15 protein-coding genes and 8 pseudogenes are annotated in these 16751 nt (G+C 39.1%); 17 read left to right on the top strand and 6 right to left on the bottom strand.

Annotation, left to right across the window (positions count from 1 at the left end; translation table 11 throughout):
- The first annotated feature begins 167 nt into the window (after positions 1 to 167).
- Positions 168 to 1508: a hypothetical protein gene (locus tag V3224_RS19220; RefSeq protein ID WP_334472298.1), complete on the top strand. Its 1341-nt coding sequence runs from the start codon at positions 168 to 170 to the stop codon at positions 1506 to 1508.
- Between the two features lie 81 nt (positions 1509 to 1589).
- Here V3224_RS19220 and V3224_RS30175 read toward each other — a convergent pair whose 3' ends face one another.
- Together V3224_RS30175 and V3224_RS19215 are read right to left on the bottom strand one after the other, a co-directional pair.
- A complete protein-coding gene (locus V3224_RS30175; protein ID WP_442890740.1) occupies positions 1590 to 1697 on the bottom strand; it encodes a hypothetical protein in 108 nt (35 codons plus the stop codon).
- 34 nt (positions 1698 to 1731) lie between these two features.
- Positions 1732 to 1842, bottom strand: coding sequence for a recombinase family protein (locus V3224_RS19215; RefSeq protein WP_442890724.1), 111 nt, complete (start codon positions 1840 to 1842; stop codon positions 1732 to 1734).
- A 279-nt stretch (positions 1843 to 2121) separates the two neighbouring features.
- Between V3224_RS19215 and V3224_RS19210 the strand changes: the two are divergent.
- The 5 genes and pseudogenes from V3224_RS19210 to V3224_RS19190 all read left to right on the top strand — a co-directional run.
- A pseudogene (locus tag V3224_RS19210) lies at positions 2122 to 2606 on the top strand (RNA-guided endonuclease InsQ/TnpB family protein); the annotation flags it as partial.
- A 133-nt stretch (positions 2607 to 2739) separates the two neighbouring features.
- Positions 2740 to 3030 carry a hypothetical protein gene (locus V3224_RS19205; protein ID WP_334472297.1) on the top strand — a complete coding sequence of 97 codons (291 nt, stop codon included), beginning with the start codon at positions 2740 to 2742 and terminating at the stop codon, positions 3028 to 3030.
- 189 nt (positions 3031 to 3219) lie between these two features.
- Positions 3220 to 3720: pseudogene (locus tag V3224_RS19200) on the top strand (DNA-methyltransferase); the annotation flags it as partial.
- Between the two features lie 119 nt (positions 3721 to 3839).
- Positions 3840 to 4118, top strand: a complete 279-nt coding sequence (locus tag V3224_RS19195; protein ID WP_334472296.1) for a hypothetical protein — start codon at positions 3840 to 3842, stop codon at positions 4116 to 4118.
- A 48-nt stretch (positions 4119 to 4166) separates the two neighbouring features.
- A complete protein-coding gene (locus V3224_RS19190) occupies positions 4167 to 4634 on the top strand; it encodes a hypothetical protein (protein WP_334472295.1) in 468 nt (155 codons plus the stop codon).
- A 112-nt stretch (positions 4635 to 4746) separates the two neighbouring features.
- Here V3224_RS19190 and V3224_RS19185 read toward each other — a convergent pair whose 3' ends face one another.
- Positions 4747 to 5292 (bottom strand): recombinase family protein, encoded by a 546-nt coding sequence (locus tag V3224_RS19185; protein ID WP_334472294.1) that lies wholly within the window; start codon positions 5290 to 5292, stop codon positions 4747 to 4749.
- A gap of 70 nt (positions 5293 to 5362) precedes the next feature.
- Positions 5363 to 5785, bottom strand: a pseudogene (locus V3224_RS19180) (ATP-binding protein); the annotation flags it as partial.
- 87 nt (positions 5786 to 5872) lie between these two features.
- On the opposite strand from V3224_RS19180, the pseudogene istA reads away from it, so the two are divergent.
- The 3 genes and pseudogenes from istA to V3224_RS19165 all read left to right on the top strand — a co-directional run.
- Positions 5873 to 6912 (top strand): annotated as a pseudogene (istA, locus tag V3224_RS19175) (IS21 family transposase).
- A complete protein-coding gene (locus V3224_RS19170) occupies positions 6899 to 7420 on the top strand; it encodes an ATP-binding protein (RefSeq protein ID WP_334472293.1) in 522 nt (173 codons plus the stop codon). Before istA ends, V3224_RS19170 begins: the two are co-directional and overlap by 14 nt.
- A 140-nt stretch (positions 7421 to 7560) precedes the next feature.
- Positions 7561 to 7856 (top strand): annotated as a pseudogene (locus V3224_RS19165) (ATP-binding protein); the annotation flags it as partial.
- An 80-nt stretch (positions 7857 to 7936) separates the two neighbouring features.
- Here the strand turns inward: V3224_RS19165 and V3224_RS19160 are convergent.
- Positions 7937 to 8209: pseudogene (locus V3224_RS19160) on the bottom strand (F-type conjugal transfer pilus assembly protein TraB); the annotation flags it as partial.
- A 310-nt stretch (positions 8210 to 8519) separates the two neighbouring features.
- On the opposite strand from V3224_RS19160, the pseudogene V3224_RS19155 reads away from it, so the two are divergent.
- The 7 genes and pseudogenes from V3224_RS19155 to V3224_RS19125 form a co-directional block, all read left to right on the top strand.
- Positions 8520 to 8732, top strand: a pseudogene (locus tag V3224_RS19155) (HU family DNA-binding protein); the annotation flags it as partial.
- A 410-nt stretch (positions 8733 to 9142) separates the two neighbouring features.
- Entirely contained in the window at positions 9143 to 10015 is an 873-nt protein-coding gene (locus tag V3224_RS19150) for an IS982 family transposase (protein ID WP_334467716.1), read from the top strand.
- Between the two features lie 377 nt (positions 10016 to 10392).
- The gene (locus V3224_RS19145; RefSeq protein ID WP_334471977.1) at positions 10393 to 10761 is read left to right on the top strand and encodes a hypothetical protein; all 369 of its coding nucleotides are present in this window, start codon (positions 10393 to 10395) and stop codon (positions 10759 to 10761) included.
- 246 nt (positions 10762 to 11007) lie between these two features.
- The gene (locus V3224_RS19140) at positions 11008 to 11982 is read left to right on the top strand and encodes an IS701 family transposase (protein WP_334471975.1); all 975 of its coding nucleotides are present in this window, start codon (positions 11008 to 11010) and stop codon (positions 11980 to 11982) included.
- 2 nt (positions 11983 to 11984) lie between these two features.
- Positions 11985 to 12833 (top strand): HEPN domain-containing protein, encoded by an 849-nt coding sequence (locus V3224_RS19135; protein WP_334471973.1) that lies wholly within the window; start codon positions 11985 to 11987, stop codon positions 12831 to 12833.
- Between the two features lie 105 nt (positions 12834 to 12938).
- A complete protein-coding gene (locus V3224_RS19130; protein WP_334471971.1) occupies positions 12939 to 14147 on the top strand; it encodes an IS256 family transposase in 1209 nt (402 codons plus the stop codon).
- Positions 14148 to 14183: 36 nt separating this feature from the next.
- Positions 14184 to 15043 (top strand): annotated as a pseudogene (locus V3224_RS19125) (carbon starvation CstA family protein); the annotation flags it as partial.
- A 184-nt stretch (positions 15044 to 15227) separates the two neighbouring features.
- On the opposite strand, the gene efp reads toward V3224_RS19125, so the two are convergent.
- Positions 15228 to 15794, bottom strand: a complete 567-nt coding sequence (gene efp, locus V3224_RS19120) for an elongation factor P (RefSeq protein ID WP_334471969.1) — start codon at positions 15792 to 15794, stop codon at positions 15228 to 15230.
- A gap of 44 nt (positions 15795 to 15838) precedes the next feature.
- On the opposite strand from efp, the gene epmB reads away from it, so the two are divergent.
- Positions 15839 to 16751, top strand: a 913-nt coding sequence (gene epmB, locus V3224_RS19115; RefSeq protein ID WP_334472292.1) for an EF-P beta-lysylation protein EpmB, incomplete at its 3' end; no start/stop codon positions are given.

The following is a 16751-nucleotide window of genomic DNA, read 5'->3' as shown; positions in this document are numbered from 1 at the left end:
CAGCATAATATATAAATAGATAAAACCTTATAAATTAAATATAACTTATTGTAAATTAAGTAAATTTATGCATTTCAGTAACTTGCAGATTAATCATTACTTTTAAGCCATTTCTAGAATTTTATAGGCCTGTGCGAAACTCGTGATTTATACTTCTTTTTTGGAGATTGCGAAACTCGTGTATAAGACTTAGTTTTCGTAACCTGGCACGATTTATTCTGATCCAAGAAAACGAAATTCAAAAAAAAGACTCACCTTTTTGTAGTGGACAATACACTACAAAAACCTCTGAGTTGGCAACCATAAAACTTTTACTGACGGGTATTGATGATTCTGCGGTCAACGTAGTGAATGAAAAAAGTTCTAACAATACAGCTCAAATTGAGCTGATTGATGAATTACTAGCAGAACTGTTTATTGAAAATATGGCTAAAGATCGTAAGGAATTAACCTCTCAATCTACCTATCTTGAAGATTCAATTGAGCATCAACGCCAAACTCTTATCTGTGCACAACAGCAACTGGATCTACTACTGCAACAAAGAAAACAAGCTTTTGAAGAACAAAATAGAATTCAAGAACGTCTTGATCAAATATCTGAATTACTTGCCAGATTTACTCTTTTACGTAAACATTATGTTGTAGATATTGATCGCCTGAAATCCATCCAGGAAAGTGGAATTATTTTCAAATATATCGATGTGATGCCTTGTCCGCATTGTGGAGCAAATCCAGCTCACCAAAATTCAGAACAAACATGTAACGGGGATGTAGATTCAATCGTCACTTCAGCAACAGCTGAAATAGAAAAAATTGAGCAACTTTTGATAGAGCTAAATGGTACTATCTCTGATCTTCTCAATGAAGCAGACGGACTTAAAATCCATTACAGAAATTCTGAAACAATTTACCAGAATTTAGATAAAAATATTCGTGAAATTATTGCTCCTAAAATTGATGGTTATAGAAGCTCTTATACTGAATTAATTGACAAACGTGCAGAAGTTCAAAAGTCCGTCGATTTGTTCTCACAATTGGATCGACTAGAAAGTAAAAAAACCACATTACAGAGAAATGTACCCATAAAAAAAGAGAACAAAAATTCACTAGTAGATATGTCCAACTCTATAACTCATAAACTTTCGTTAAAAATATCCTCTATTCTTAAAGCTTGGGATTTTCCCGGTGATTGCCATGTGTATTATGAAAAAAAGGATTCTGATTTTGTGATTGATGGAAAACCTAGAGGAAACCAAGGTAAGGGGCTACGGGCCATTAGTCATGCAGCGGTCAGTATAGCACTACTTGAATTTTGTCAGGAAAATGAATTACCACATCCTGGCTTTTTGGTTCTAGATTCCCCTCTACTTGCTTACTATAAACCAGAGGGTAAAGATGACTTTGCCTTACAATGTACAGATTTAAAAGTGAAATTTTATGATTACCTTATTCACCAGCACTCCCAAAATTGGCCGTTTTGGATTACTTTAATTAAAGTTTTTTATTAAAAAGCAATATTAAATAAAGTACATAAAATAGGGTTGCTCTAGATATTAAAAAGAATTTGTCGTATCTTATTTTTTCAGTTTTTAAGCTAAAATTAAATTATAAAACACTTTATAAACTGTTGAATTCGAAATCTTTAATTGACCGACAATTACTCTTACCCCCATTCCATAAGAACACAGTTGTCTTATTTCTTCTTATAAACACTGTGCTTATGCCCAAAAACTAAATATTATTTACTTTCGCTTCCAATAAACTTTCGTTTGTACGCTCTAGAATATGTTCACGTTCGGCTTGAGCAATTGCTGATAAGATAGTGACTATCATTTTGCCCATGGTACCTTCGATGTTGATACCATCATCTAAAAATCGTATCGCTACCCCCTTAATAGATATACAATAATCTCATTTAGATCATGAATTTTAACAAAAATAAAAGTTACTAAAATTAAATAAATTACGCAGAGATTCATAGTAATAATAAAATCAATATTTCGTCTTAAGCCATTGGGATACAAGGGATTGAAGCAATGAGTCGTACAAACCGTTCTTTAAGTCAAAACACCCCATGAACAGCTCCGAAGTAGCGTAGCTGTGCCGCTCACGCCATAGCGTGCTACGTTCTCTGATGGTACAATTATAAACCTGTTAACAAGTTTTAAAGCCAATCGGCGTAAGATGGCGAAGCTTCAGCGCCAGTTAAGCCGTAAAATAAAATTTAGCGTAAATTGGAAAAAGCAAAAACGTAAAATACAGTGCTTGTATTCTCACATAGCCAATATTCGTAAAGATTACCTCCATAAAACTACAACGGAAATCAGCAAAAACCAGGCGATGATAATCATTGAGGATTTGAAGGTCAGCAAAATGTCGAAATCGGCGAAAGGTACGGCGGAACAACATGGACGCAATCTACGCGCAAAATCAGGGGTAAATCGCTCGATACTCGACAGCGCTGGTACGAAATGCGGCGTCAGCTTGAATACAAGCAGCTATGGCGTAGTGGTCAAGTTTATCCACCTGCATATACAAGTCAGCGATGTGCCTCCTGTGGTTATATAGTGAAAGAAAACCACTTATCACAAAGCAAATTCGTGTGTTAGTCATGCGGCTCGTTGAAGCAGAAACCCACTGAAATGATTCAGACTGAAGTCTGAATGTAGTAGAAATCCTCGGCCTTTAGGACGGGGAGGATGTCAAAGACCAGTCATTGAGGAAGTGAGAGTGTGCAAAATGAGTAAAAATAAACAGGTTTTATTTCCAACTGTTAAGGAAAACCTAGTTCTAAATATGTCTTCGTTGGAGGCTAAGAAACATGAAGCTATGTCCTTTTTTGAACCTGTAAAACAAGGTTTCCAACTACAGTATGAAAATCTTAATGGGCGCTTATATCAAGGTAATTCATTTGACTGGCTTGAGTCTCTTGATGATGCGAGTGTCGACCTAGTTTTTGCTGATCCACCATATAATATAAAAAAAGCCAATTGGGACAATTTCGATAGCCAAGAAAAATACATTGAATGATCTATCAAATGGATCAAGCAATCATCACGAGTCTTGAAACCTACAGGGTCTTTGTATGTATGTGGTTTTTCGGAAATCCTTGCTGATTTGAAGCACCCGGCATCAAAGTATTTCAAGCATTGTAGATGGCTTATTTGGCACTACAAAAATAAAGCCAATTTAGGAAGTGATTAGGGACGTTCACATGAAAGCATAATTCACTTTCGTAAGTCTGATGCATCAAAAATCAATATTGACGATGTAAGAATACCTTACGGTGCACACACACTGAAATATCCATCTCACCCGCAGGCGGAGACAAGCGCTTATGGCAAGAGTACAAATAAATCACGAGACAATTCGACTCCTCACCCAAGAGGGGCAAAGCCAAAGGACGTGATAGATATTCCGACCACCTGCAATGGGATGGGCGAAAAAACACCTCATCCAACACAAAAGCCTGAAGAATTGGTGCGTAAGTTTGTTCTAGCATCCTCGAATGAGGGCGATCTAGTTATAGACCCATTTTCCGGATCTGGTACAACCTCTGTTGTTGCCGAGCAGCTTAACCGTAAGTGGATGGCTTGTGATCTCGATCCACAATATAATCAGTGGGCTATAGACAGGCTTAAAAGTGTTCGACGTATGACAAAATATGAATGGATAGCGCACGACCAAAAAATAGCAAAACAAAGGGAATCTATCCGATGAGTCTTTCTGATTTAGTAAGTCACGTAATAAATAAAGAACGATTTCACACCATCGAGCAATATATTGATTTTTGTACCAGTTACTTAGAATTCGTTGATACAGGATTGCAAGCGCGGATAGTGTCGCAAAACGAAGTCCACTATCAATTTTTCCAGTACCGAGAAGATGGAAGTTTCAATATCACTCGGCAACTGAATTCTAGCTTGATGTATGATGCTGAAGGTTTCGCCAAAGCTGAAAATCAGTTCCGCATGGCTTTTAGGCAATGGCGAGATGGTCAAATGCCATCCGACGACCTGCGTGAAAATTTGATTCGCACTATCTACACTATTCAACAATCCATTGGTGCCGCGCTCGATGCTTTCCTGCAGGGAAATCAAACCAAGCTAGAAAGGTGAATGGTGATTTATTTGAGCGACTTATTCGCTTGCTAAGTATCTGGAACGATGCAAGTTCCAGTAAAAGATAGTGATGATATTGAGCTTTTCAAATCCAGCTATCAGCATGATTTGCTGTTGAATAAAGATAATGAGTTAAAAATTATTGGCTCGGTAAAAACGTCCAGTAAAGACCGAATTGATAAGATTTTCATGGATAAATTTCTTTATAACCGTCTCACTGATACTGCTCTACCTCATATCGCTATTTTCTTGAATGATGTACAGCGAAAAAAGACAAAGCACAAAAATAAGTATGGAGTCAATGGTACGTTTTTACCAGGGCATTTCAAAGCATACACAGTCAAATTAAACCCATTAGACGGAGTTTATTACTGCGATATTCGTCCAAATATGGTCAGTGATCCATTACTTTCACAGCATATAAAAACAATTGACCATTTTTTCTATACTGATCTTTGGGAGCTACTAGATAGACCTAGTCAGACTCTGAAAGAAGTAGCTATCAAAGACTAAGACAAAAAGGCACTGTTGCAAAGATCGGGTCACTGATAATCTTCTCTGACAATTTAACCAACAGTGCCAAAAAATTAATAAAATTTGTGTTATGGGTTATTTAAATTAAATATTAATCATTAAGTGCTTTATAAACTGTTGAGCGCGCAATCTTTAATTGACGGGCAATTGCTGTCGCTCCTATTCCCTGGGAGCATAGTTGTTTAATTTTTTCTCGATCAACACTGCGCTTACGTCCAAATTGAACGCCTTTTAATTTCGCTTCCAGGCGGCCTTCGTTTGTTCGTTCTAAAATACGTTGGCGTTCTGCCTGAGCAACTGCTGATAAGATGGTGACTATCATTTTGCCCATCGTACCTTCGGTGCTGATACCATCATCTAAAAATCGTATCGCCACCCCTTCTTGGTCAAACTCTTTTATCAATTGGATCATATCAGCGGTATCACGGCCCAGGCGATCCAGTTTTTTAATCAAAATAATATCGCCCTCTTCGACCTTCAAACTCAATAGATTGAGTCCATCCCGATTAGTATGGCTGCCTGAGACCTTATCAGTAAAAATTCGATTTGCTCTTACACCGGCTTGTTTAAGCGCTTTAACTTGAATATCGAGCGATTGTTGACTGATTGAAACTCTGGCATAGCCAAAAAGCCGCATTAAATGTCTCCTTAATCGATTTAAAGACACAGAATGTCTTTTATTTTTATGAAACGATTTAATAGACATTTTAGAGCAGATATTTTTCCCTGTCTAAAAATTTATAACTTTGTCCACTAATCTGTACAATATGAGCATGGTGCAGCAATCTATCCAGCATAGCCGCTGTTAGCGTCTCATCGTCACCAAATGTACTTGACCACTGAGCAAAAGACAGATTACTAGTTAAGAGCACACTACCCGCTTCATATCGCTTTGCCACCACCTGGAAGAACAGGTTTGCTTCTTCCTTGCCAAAAGGTAAATAGCCAACTTCATCGATAATCAATAGTCTAGGTTTACTGATAACTCGGGTAAGATATCCTTTAAGGTCACCTTGTCGATGAGAGGTAAGCAGCTGCAACATCATGTCCGCCGCAGTTAGAAAACGGATGCTTAATCCCTGCATCGCAGCCCTATAGCTGATGGCAGTAGCAAGGTGGGTCTTACCGATGTCAGCGATCATGCAAAACTGATCCACTAACGATCATCTAAAACTGATCCACTTGGTATTATTCGTACATTTTTGTACGGGTAATTTATGTTAACCAAGGAGATATTTGTGGATATTCATGTTCGCGTTGCACAAGGACAAAGCCTTCGAAAAATTGCCCGTGAATTGGGCATTTCCCGTAACACCGTAAAACATCATTTACAACAGCAGGGAATGCCAACTTATGCTAAAAAAAGTAAACAACCGAGTAAACTGGCACCCTTTAAACCTTATTTGCTTCAGCGAATTGAATTGGCTAAACCTGATTGGATCCCTGCAACAGTCTTATTTGATGAGGTAGTTGAAAGAGGTTATCAAGGCGGTATTGCTCAATTACGCCGATTTGTTTGTCAATTTAAACCAAGCATCGTTCCCGAAGCTGTCGTCCGTTTTGAAACACAGCCAGGTCAACAAATGCAAATCGACTTCACCACCATCCGGCGAGGAAAACAACCCCTAAAAGCGTTTGTTGCAACGCTCGGCTACTCGCCTGCGAGTTATGTAAAATTCTTTGATAATGAGCGAGCAGAATCCTGGCAACAAGGTTTAAAAGACGCTTTCGACTATTTTGGTGGTGTACCACAGGAAGTATGGTGTGATAACGCAAAAGCTCTCATCATCGAACGGGATGCTTATGCAGAAGGTGAACATAATTAAATGTCGAAATGCTTCAGATGTCGAAAGATTACGGATTTAAATTGAGTGCTTGTAAGCCCTACAGGGCAAAAACAAAAGGGAAAGTAGAGCGCTTTAACCACTACTTAAAAAACAGCTTTATCGTACCATTAAATAACGACCTTCGTGCTCATAATCTTGAACTGGACATGGAGATAGCCAATGCAAAAGTGGGGCCCTGGTTACAACAAGTCGCTCATCAGCGGATTCACGGAACAACGTTAGAGAAGCCAGCAGATAGATTAGCTAAGGAAATTAAGTATCTTCTTCCTTTGCCAACAAGGATTTGCCAATCTATCCCGCAGACTAATGCGCTTAATATCCGTATCGTACCGCCGCTTGAATCTGTCAATTTGCAACACTCAATCAGCGTATATGAAGCATTGCTGGGAGGTGAACATGTTATTGCATGAACAAATTGAACACCTGTGTGAGTCATTGAAATTAAATTCTGTTCCGACTCATTGGTCATCACTTGCCCAACAGTGCATTGCCCAAGACAAAAGCTACGGAGAGTTTTTATTGTCCCTATTAAAATGTGAGCAACAACAACGAGATGAACGAACTCTCCATCTCTTTAGTCGGATGGCAGGATTCCCAACGCACAAAGAACTTAGTTCGTTCGATTTTAAGTTTGCAACGGGTGTTCCTAAGCAACAAATACAAGAATTAAGTGCATTAACTTTTATTGAACGTAATGAAAATGTCGTGTTGCTTGGCCCAAGCGGTGTAGGCAAAACGCATTTAGCTATTGGATTAGGATTAAAAGCAGTACAGGCCAGGAAGAAAACTCGCTTTACAACAGCGGCTGAACTGATGTTGCAACTCTCAACTGCTAAACGACAAAATAAGCTCAAACAATATCTCACGAGTTTCGCACCAATAAAAAAACGCTCTATTTTTAAGTTTAATTCAGCATAATATATAAATAGAAAAAATCTCATAAATTAAAAATAACTTATTGTAATTTAAGTAAATTTATACGTCTTAGCAAGTTACAGATTAATTATTGTTCTGAAGCCATTTCTAGAATTTTATATGCCGGTGCGAAACTCGTGTATCTATCACGTTCGGTAATGGCCCCGAAGTTGTTGATCATAGATGAGATTGGATACCTGCCATTTGGGCGAGAGGAAGCAAACCTATTTTTCAATGTGATTGCCAAGCGTTATGAGCAGGCAGTGTCATATTGACGAGTAACTTATCATTTGGACAATGGCCTGGTGCTTTTGCTGATGACGCAACATTAACCGCCGCTATGCTTGATCGTTTACTTCATCATTCGCATGTACTGCAATTGAGCGGTGAAAGCTATCGATTGAAAGATAAGCGGCGATCAGGAGCAATAACCGAGTAAAACAGTGGATCAATTTTGATTGATCGTATTTAGCTAAAAAGTGGATCAGTTTTCGGTGATCGTTGACACTGTGTTTGATTTCATGGTGAGACGCCTTTTTCCTGGTGTTGATTAATAAACTGACGTGGGTCGAATTCCCCTAGCTGACTAAGCATGTTGTCGGTATTAAACCCGTTTAAGTTACTGCCTTGGGGCACAGTCCGTTTATCCGTCCTTTCCCTGTTACCTGCTTCTGCTTGCATTTCTTCAATGATTTTTAGCTGAAACCCTTCCTAGAAAACCACCGTCACTTCATTGCCTGCGCCGATAGGGATAATCGGGTGATATTGTCCAGCGCGTTTGATGTAATAGTTACACGAGTTTCGCAATCTCCAAAAAAGAAGTATAAATTTAAAAACAAGAAAAAATCAGGGTGTTCATATTTTGTCGGGTTATCCATGTATTAAAGATATCTATAAAACATTCTCACGAGTTTCGCACAGGCATATAAAATTCTAGAAATGGCTTAAAAGCAATGATCAATCTGCAAGTTACTAAAACACATGAATTTTCTTAAATTACAATAAGTTGTATTTGATTTATAAGGTTTTATCTATTTATATATTATGCTGAATTAAACTTAAAAATAGAGCGTTTTTTTATTGGTGAGAAACTCGTGAAGATTCAGAGAAGGCACTGAACGCTTTCATCGAAACGGTGACAGAATCTTTGAAATCCGGCAGTGACGTACAGCTGATTGGCTTTGGTAGCTTTCAAGTTAGGCCAAGAGCAGCTAGAGATGGACGAAACCCAAAAACGGGCGAGGCACTTAAAATTGCTGCTACCAACGTCCCAAGTTTTAAAGCGGGTAAAACTTTGAAAGAAGCTATTAATTAAAAATTCAGGCAAAAAAATAGCCAATAGGCTGGTGTTGGCTAGAAACAATGAGTAAAACTCTTTATGTAATAAGATAACATATAGTATTACAATTGATAATAATTATCAACAACTATGCTTCAATACCTCATCTTCGACAATTAACATCATCATCGCTGTTAATCCGGTGTCTTTAGTTCGCTTCGTTCACAGCTTAGCAAGAACGCTAACGCAGTATTCCATATAATATATTCGTTTCTCACCGCTTCCCGGGCTTCCGTGATTAAACTATTGGCATTCTCTATCACTATTGAACCTGAGTTCGGGATAAGAAATAAAGAGAAAGTCTTGATATTCAAATAGTTGAATGAGCCTGTTTTGTTAAAATACTCTAACAGTCTGGTTAAAGAGTAGAGCATTGTTAAACAATTATGGAAAATCTTACTGAACTTTATTGCCTGATGGATGATTTTTGCAAAGACTTCGAGCCAAAAATGCATGAATATTTGCTGACTAACGGTACTAAGCGTCGTAGACGGTCTACTCAGCTTTCGTTGGCGGAAATGATGACACTGGTTGTGTTGTTTCATCAACTCCGATTCAGGCAATTCAAGGTATTTTATCTCTATTATGTCCGCTTATATCTCCGGAAGGAATTTCCTAACTTGCCATCCTATTCACGCTGTGTAGAGTTACTTCCGCGTAGTGCCTTAGCGTTAACGGCACTGTTTGAGTCAATTAAGGGAAAATGCACGGGGCTATCGGTTGCCGATTCTACTCCGATAGCGGTGTGTGATAACTTACGGATCCGCAGACATAAAGTCTTCAATGGGATAGCTGAACGGGGAAAAAATTCAACAGGTTGGTTCTTTGGTTTCAAGCTTCATGTAATTATCAATCATTTGGGGGAAATACTCAGTTTTCGACTCACACCAGGAAACACCGATGATCGGAAACCATTGCCTGAGCTGACAAAGGATCTTTCTGGTTGTTTGTACGCAGATAAAGGGTATTTATCGGCTTCACTGAAACAGCAACTCAAAACGATGGGAATTAGCCTTATAACGAATATCAAGAAGAAAATGAAGCCTATTAAACAGACTTGTTTCGACAAAGCCATCTTGCGTCATCGTTCTGTCATTGAAACGGTATTTGATGAGTTAAAAAATCTTTGTCAAATAGAGCATACGCGACATCGCTCTCCGGCTAACTTTGTAGTGAATTTATTAGGCGGACTGGTTGCATATTGTTTAATGCCATCTAAACCAAAGATACCTGTTGCAGGTACGTATCTTCAAGTATAATTGATAATGCTTATCCCGAACTCAGGTTATTTATAAATGTAATATCCACTTGAGAACTTTTTGGTTATCAGCCAAGTTTGTGATAAGTGTGAAATTAAAAAAATTATTAGCCTCGCTTTTGCGAGGCTTTTTGCTATTTGCTATCAAGGAGTTGATTGGTGAAGTTTTACGTTATTGATGATGCTTAGATAAAATATTTAAAAAGTTGCGATGAGAAAGTGTGAGAGATCAAAGAAAGACCGTATATTGGTGTTGTGTTTGAGGTAAATGGAATAGTTTAGTAATTAAAATAGCAACGTTAAAAAATAAATAGATGCTGGGGAAGTAGGAAATATGCCAGCCCAATATACAAAATTAGATTTTAAAAGGGGTATATTGTGAGAATTGAAGAAGAATACAAAAAAATTGGCTATTTTTGGCTACCGGGAAATGGAGAAAAGAATATCCCCGGCATATTATCAATCAGCGATGGTGGAAAAATTGAGTTAGAAATCGCAGGTCTTTTCGATGAGGGTGCGAAATCTTTCCTGGAAAACATTAACATAGATAGAATAATAGGCCATGTTGAACATGATGGCCTAGTAACTCTTGATAACTGTTTTTATATTAAAAAAAGCTTCCCGTTTGGAGGTATCTCAAAATCAAAAATTTTTGTTCATCGAATGTTAAGTGGGGCAGCTTGGGATCAAAATGAGGCCGTAACATTTAATACTTTTTCCTTTGCAGTAGACTGCCTGGATGAATGAATTGGGAGCAGTGGAATAAATGTAGATCACGACTGGAAAGGCAAGACCGCAACGATTAGTTATAACCCTCCTGAAAAAATAAGCTTTATTCTTGATAATGGAATGAAGCTTGAAATTTGCTTCACATATACTCTTCCTTGTTTTCCAAGTTTAAAAGAGGCAAAGATCACTCAGAGACACGAGTTTCACAATCTCCAAAAAAGAAGTATAAATTTAAAAACAAGAAAAAATCAGGGTGTTCATATTTTGTCGGGTTATCCATGTATTAAAGATATCTATAAAACATTCTTACAAGTAAGCAGTTTAAGATACTCTGGTTTAGCGTTATCAGAAGTAAGCCCATCGCCTTTATCTCATGACACTGTTAGCCGATGGCTAAAAAGTAGATGTTTTAGACCTAAAGACCTATGGCGATTAGTTGAACCTTCTATAGACAAAAAAAGCCCTTGCGTACTAATTGCCGATGATACATTGATTGCCAAAACACGTAGTAAAAAAATAGTGATGGTCCATTATCAATATTCAGGTAATGAACATGATGTTATTGCTGGCATAGGTTTAGTTAATTTGCTTTGGCATGATCTGACGAAGGTTGAATCAATTCCTATCAATTATCGTATTTATGATAAAGATTCTGATGGAAAAACAAAAAACACGCACTTTTCCGAAATGCTCACTCTTGCTAAAAAAAGAGGGATCATGCCAGAAGCCGTAGTGATGGATGCTTGGTATTCTAGCCTGGATAACCTGAAATCAATTCGCTCTCATGGTTGGATCTGGGTAACCACGCTGAGGAAAAATAGGATTGTTAACCATAACAAACAACTGAACAAGTTAGACATCTCAGAAGAAGGAACGTCAATACACTTGCGAGGATATGGTTGGGTAACCGTTTTCAAATTTACAGCCAAAAACGGCCGTATTGATTACATAGTAACAAACAAAGAGAATCACACCCGTCAATACGTCAAATCTATCATGGATGCCCGTTGGTCTGTTGAAGTTTATCATCGAGAAGTTAAACAAAACTGTGGTATTGAACGCTGTCAGGCTCGCACGAGCCGAGCGCAAAGAAATCATATTTTTCTCGCTATTTCTGCGTGGTTTGAACAACATAAACGTCGTATATCTGAAAAAATAACCCTTTATCAACAAAATTGGGACGTAATCAAAAGTGCTATTACTGAGCAAATCCGTGTTTTATTAGCGTACCCAAATTAGTTTTGTGCGAAACTCGTGAGAGAGCTTATTTTAAGCTTGAATCAGAAGAGTTGCTTGATCTGAACGACTTTACAGCTGTTGCTTTTAAGATTACCCACCTTATGTGCTTTGCCATGGATGACGTTGTTGCTATGAAAAACGTTTCAGCAACGTCATGCGAAATACCACGTGATCTTGGAGATGGTAAACAAGACTCTGTTCCAATCAAAATCTATTATCAAAGTATTCCATATTCTGAAAAAGTACCCAAACGAGATTCGCATGACATGCTATTTAATTATGGTGCTATCAAGGATAAGGCTCATCAAGTATTCAACAATTGGATAAATGCTTATGAATATTTATCTCCTGCATTTGGTTTATATTTCTCAACTAAAATGGGGGCTCGAAAATACCTTGATGGTAAGTTTTTAGCTTTTGCACAAGGGTTGGAAATCTTTCATAGAAGAACTAGCGATGAAAAGTTAATGGAGCCAGAAGTTTTTGAGTCATTGGCAGTGTGCCCAGATGATCATATTGACTGGTTAAAAGGCAGATTAATGCAGGGAAATGAAATTAATCTACGTAAAAGGTTAAAAAGGCTTATTGAGCCGTTTAAAGAGCATCTTGGAACAAGTGAAGAACGAAATAAGTTTATAAGAAAAATTGTAGATATGAGGAATTATTTGACTCATTACAATGAAAACTTAGAAGGTGAATTTGTTAAGGAACGAAATCTCTATATTCTCTGTTTAAAAATGGAATTTATATTAAATTTACACTTTTTGAACGTTATTGGTTTCACTGTTGATGAGGTTAAAAAAATAGTTAAAAATTGTGAACCACTGAAACGAAAATTACAAAAAAATTAATAAATAAAGCACTGACATGCAATGGAGCTGCGCGAGCCTGTACATAAATTTGTGTAATTGCCTGATTTTGATATGTTCAATCCAGCATCAAATGAAGGTTAATTTATGGACGAAAAACAATTGCAGGCTCTGGCTAATGAATTGGCCAAAAATCTCAAAACCCCTGACGATCTCAGCCAGTTCGATCGTCTGCTGAAGAAAATCAGCGTTGAGGCGGCTCTCAACGCCGAAATGTCCCACCATCTGGGCTACGATAAAAATCAGCCCAAACCGGGTGCCAACTCCCGCAACGGCTATTCCACAAAGACCGTTACCACCGGCGATGGTCCTCTGGAACTACGCACTCCGCGCGATCGTGACGGTTCTTTCGAACCGCAACTGGTGAAGAAAAACCAGACCCGGATCTCCGGGATGGATAACCAGATTTTATCGTTGTACGCCAAAGGGATGACCACCCGCGAGATAGCGGCTGCGTTCAAAGAACTGTATGACGCGGATGTCTCACCGGCGCTGGTCTCGAAGGTCACCGATTCCGTGATGGAGCAGGTTACCGAATGGCAAAATCGCCCACTGGATGCAGTCTATCCTATTGTTTATCTTGACTGTATCGTCCTGAAGGTCCGGCAGGACAGTCGCGTCATCAATAAATCCGTGTTTCTGGCCCTGGGTATCAACATCGAAGGTCAGAAAGAACTGTTGGGTATGTGGCTGGCCGAAAACGAGGGCGCGAAGTTCTGGCTCAGTGTGCTGACAGAACTAAAAAACCGTGGTCTGAACGATATCCTCATCGCCTGTGTCGACGGTCTGAAAGGCTTTCCGGACGCCATCAACACCGTGTATCCGGAAGCCCGCATTCAGCTGTGCATCGTGCATATGGTGCGTAACAGCCTACGGTTCGTCTCCTGGAAGGACTACAAAGCCGTCACACGCGACCTGAAAGCCATCTATCAGGCTTCCACGGGAGAAGCAGGCCAGCAGGCGCTGGAAGCGTTCGCCAGCGCATGGGACAGCCGCTACCCGCAGATAAGCCGGAGCTGGCAGACAAACTGGGCCAACCTGGCGACGTTCTTCGCTTACCCGGCAGACATCCGCAAGGTGATCTACACAACGAATGCCATAGAGTCGCTGAACAGCGTGATCCGGCATGCCATCAAAAAGCGTAAGGTGTTCCCGACGGATGACGCAGTGAAAAAGGTGGTGTGGCTGGCAATCCAGGCGGCGTCACAGAAATGGACAATGCCGCTGAGGGACTCGCGTATGGCGATGAGCCGCTTTATTATCGAGTTCGGTGACCGCCTGGACGGTCACTACTGAGAAAAGGCATTTACACAGAATCGTGTACAGGGTCGTAGCTGGGGATTTCATATTACACCAGAAACCCTAATCAACATTGCTAACGAAGTTGGAGAACAATCTATTATTTCAAGAGCCGGTGGGGCACCAACCCTGGCTGTTGGGATGGCTTATCTACTACATAGTGCATTTAGCGGCTTACTCAATGTCTCTTTCTGGTACCATTTCGCGATCTTGTTCGAAGCGTTATTCATTTTAACCGCTGTCGACGCTGGAACAAGAGCTGCACGCTTTATGTTGCAAGATTTATTAGGTGTTATATCACCACCGCTAAAAAGAACTGATTCATTACTTGCCAATGTTATTGCCACAATACTTTGTGTGTTAGCGTGGGGATATTTTCTTTATCAAGGTATAGTAGATCCATTAGGCGGTATCAATACATTATGGCCACTGTTCGGTATTGCCAATCAGATGCTAGCAAGTATGGCGTTAATGCTCTGCACCGTCGTTTTATTCAAAATGAAACGACATATTTATGCTTGGGTAACCCTATTACCACCTGTTGGCTGATCATTTGTACGATGACAGCGGCTTGGGAGAAAGTATTTAGTAAAAATAGTAGTATCGGTTTTTTGGCCATTGCCAACAAATTTCAGTCGCTGATTAACAGCGGTAATATTCCGCCACAATATAACCAATCTCAGTTAGTGCAATTAGTTTTTAATAATCGTGTCGATGCAGGATTGACCAGTTTTTTTATGATCACGGTGGTGATTTTAGCATTGTTTTCAATCAGAACGATTTTAAGCGCGCTCAAATCAGCCACTCCAACCAGCCGTGAAACACCCTACTTAGCAATAGCGGCAAATGATAAGAACATTATTGTGAATCCACAGCGAATTATTAATACCTAAGTCCTAAATCACTAATGGCTAATAGAAAACAGATAAATCAATAGCTAAGATAATAGAAAATATTGAGGAAACAATAATAGCCTGAAATTTTCAGGCTATTATTAGCAATAAAAAATAATGCTCCTATCACTCCATTCATTGTTAACAAACAACCTTTAATTAAAAGCGATAGATTAGCTAAATATTATTTCACCCGAGAAACATATTCACCGGAGCGGGTATCAACTTTAATTACCTCACCAATTTGAACGAATAGCGGAACTTTTACCACCGCACCGGTACTTAATGTTGCCGGTTTTCCGCCCGTACCTGCGGTATCCCCCTTTAAACCCGGATCGGTATCAACCACTGCCAGTTCAACAAAATTCGGTGGCGTGATAGCAATAGGCTGTCCATTCCATAATGTAACAATGCAATCAGCTTGATCGATTAACCATTTTGCATTATCACCGACCGCTTTTTCATCAGCAGCTAGTTGCTCAAAAGTCTCATTATTCATAAAATGCCAAAACTCACCATCACTGTATAGATAGGTCAAGTTCAGATCCATAACATCAGCACTTTCGACAGAATCAGTTGACTTAAATATTTTTTCTAATAACTTATTAGAAATTAATTTACGGATCCGTACGCGAGCAAACGCTTGTCCTTTGCCTGGTTTGACAAATTCGCTTTCCACAATTGCACAAGGCTTGCCATCTAACATGATTTTAAGACCTGAGCGAAATTCATTGGTACTATAGGTAGCCATAGAAATCCTCTAAATTTTTTAAGTAAAAATGGCATAGCCAAAAAATGTTTAATATTGTAACTCAAAAAAGCCCTGCCAGAGAAGTCTGGCTACAACAACTTGCAGAAGCTGTCACTGATCCTGACGAATTGCTACGATTACTGTCACTACAAAATGATCCGGAATTGCGTGCTGGAAGTGCTGCTCGTGCTTTATTTCCGCTGCGCGTACCTCACCCTTTTATTGCAAAAATGCGGATCGGTGATGCCAATGATCCCCTTTTACGCCAAGTTATTACGCTAAAATCTGAATTTAATATTACGCCAACATTTTCGACTGACCCGTTAAATGAGCAAAATAGTCCAATTCCAGGATTATTACATAAATATCAGGATCGCGTCCTACTATTAGTTAAAGGAGGTTGTGCCGTTAATTGCCGCTACTGCTTCCGGCGTCACTTTCCGTATGAAGAAAACAAAGGCAACAAACAAAATTGGCAGACTGCATTAAATTATATTCAACGCCATACTGAGCTTAATGAAGTTATTTTTTCAGGCGGCGATCCTTTGATGGCAAAAGATCATGAGTTAGATTGGCTGATGTCACAGTTAGAAACTATCCCTCATATCAAACGGCTTAGGATCCATAGCCGATTACCGGTGGTTATTCCTGCTCGCATTACCACAACACTTTGCCAACGTTTCAATATTTCTCGATTACAGATTATTATGGTGACTCATATCAATCATGACAACGAAATTGACAGTGAGTTTAGTCGCGCGATGGAACAGTTAAAACAGGTAAGTGTTACCTTATTAAATCAAAGTGTACTTTTGCGCGGTGTGAATGATAATGCTGACTGTCTCGCTAAATTAAGTAATAAACTGTTTGAAAACGGCATACTACCTTATTATTTACATCTATTAGATAAAGTCCAAAGTGCCGCGCATTTTATGGTAACGGATGAAGAGGCTCGCA

The sequence above is a fragment of the Arsenophonus sp. PmNCSU2021_1 genome (assembly GCF_036919435.1).
Classification (GTDB): Bacteria; Pseudomonadota; Gammaproteobacteria; order Enterobacterales; family Enterobacteriaceae; genus Arsenophonus; species Arsenophonus nilaparvatae.
The sequence above is the reverse complement of the archived record's forward strand: the minus strand, read 5'-3'. Positions and strand labels throughout refer to the sequence as shown.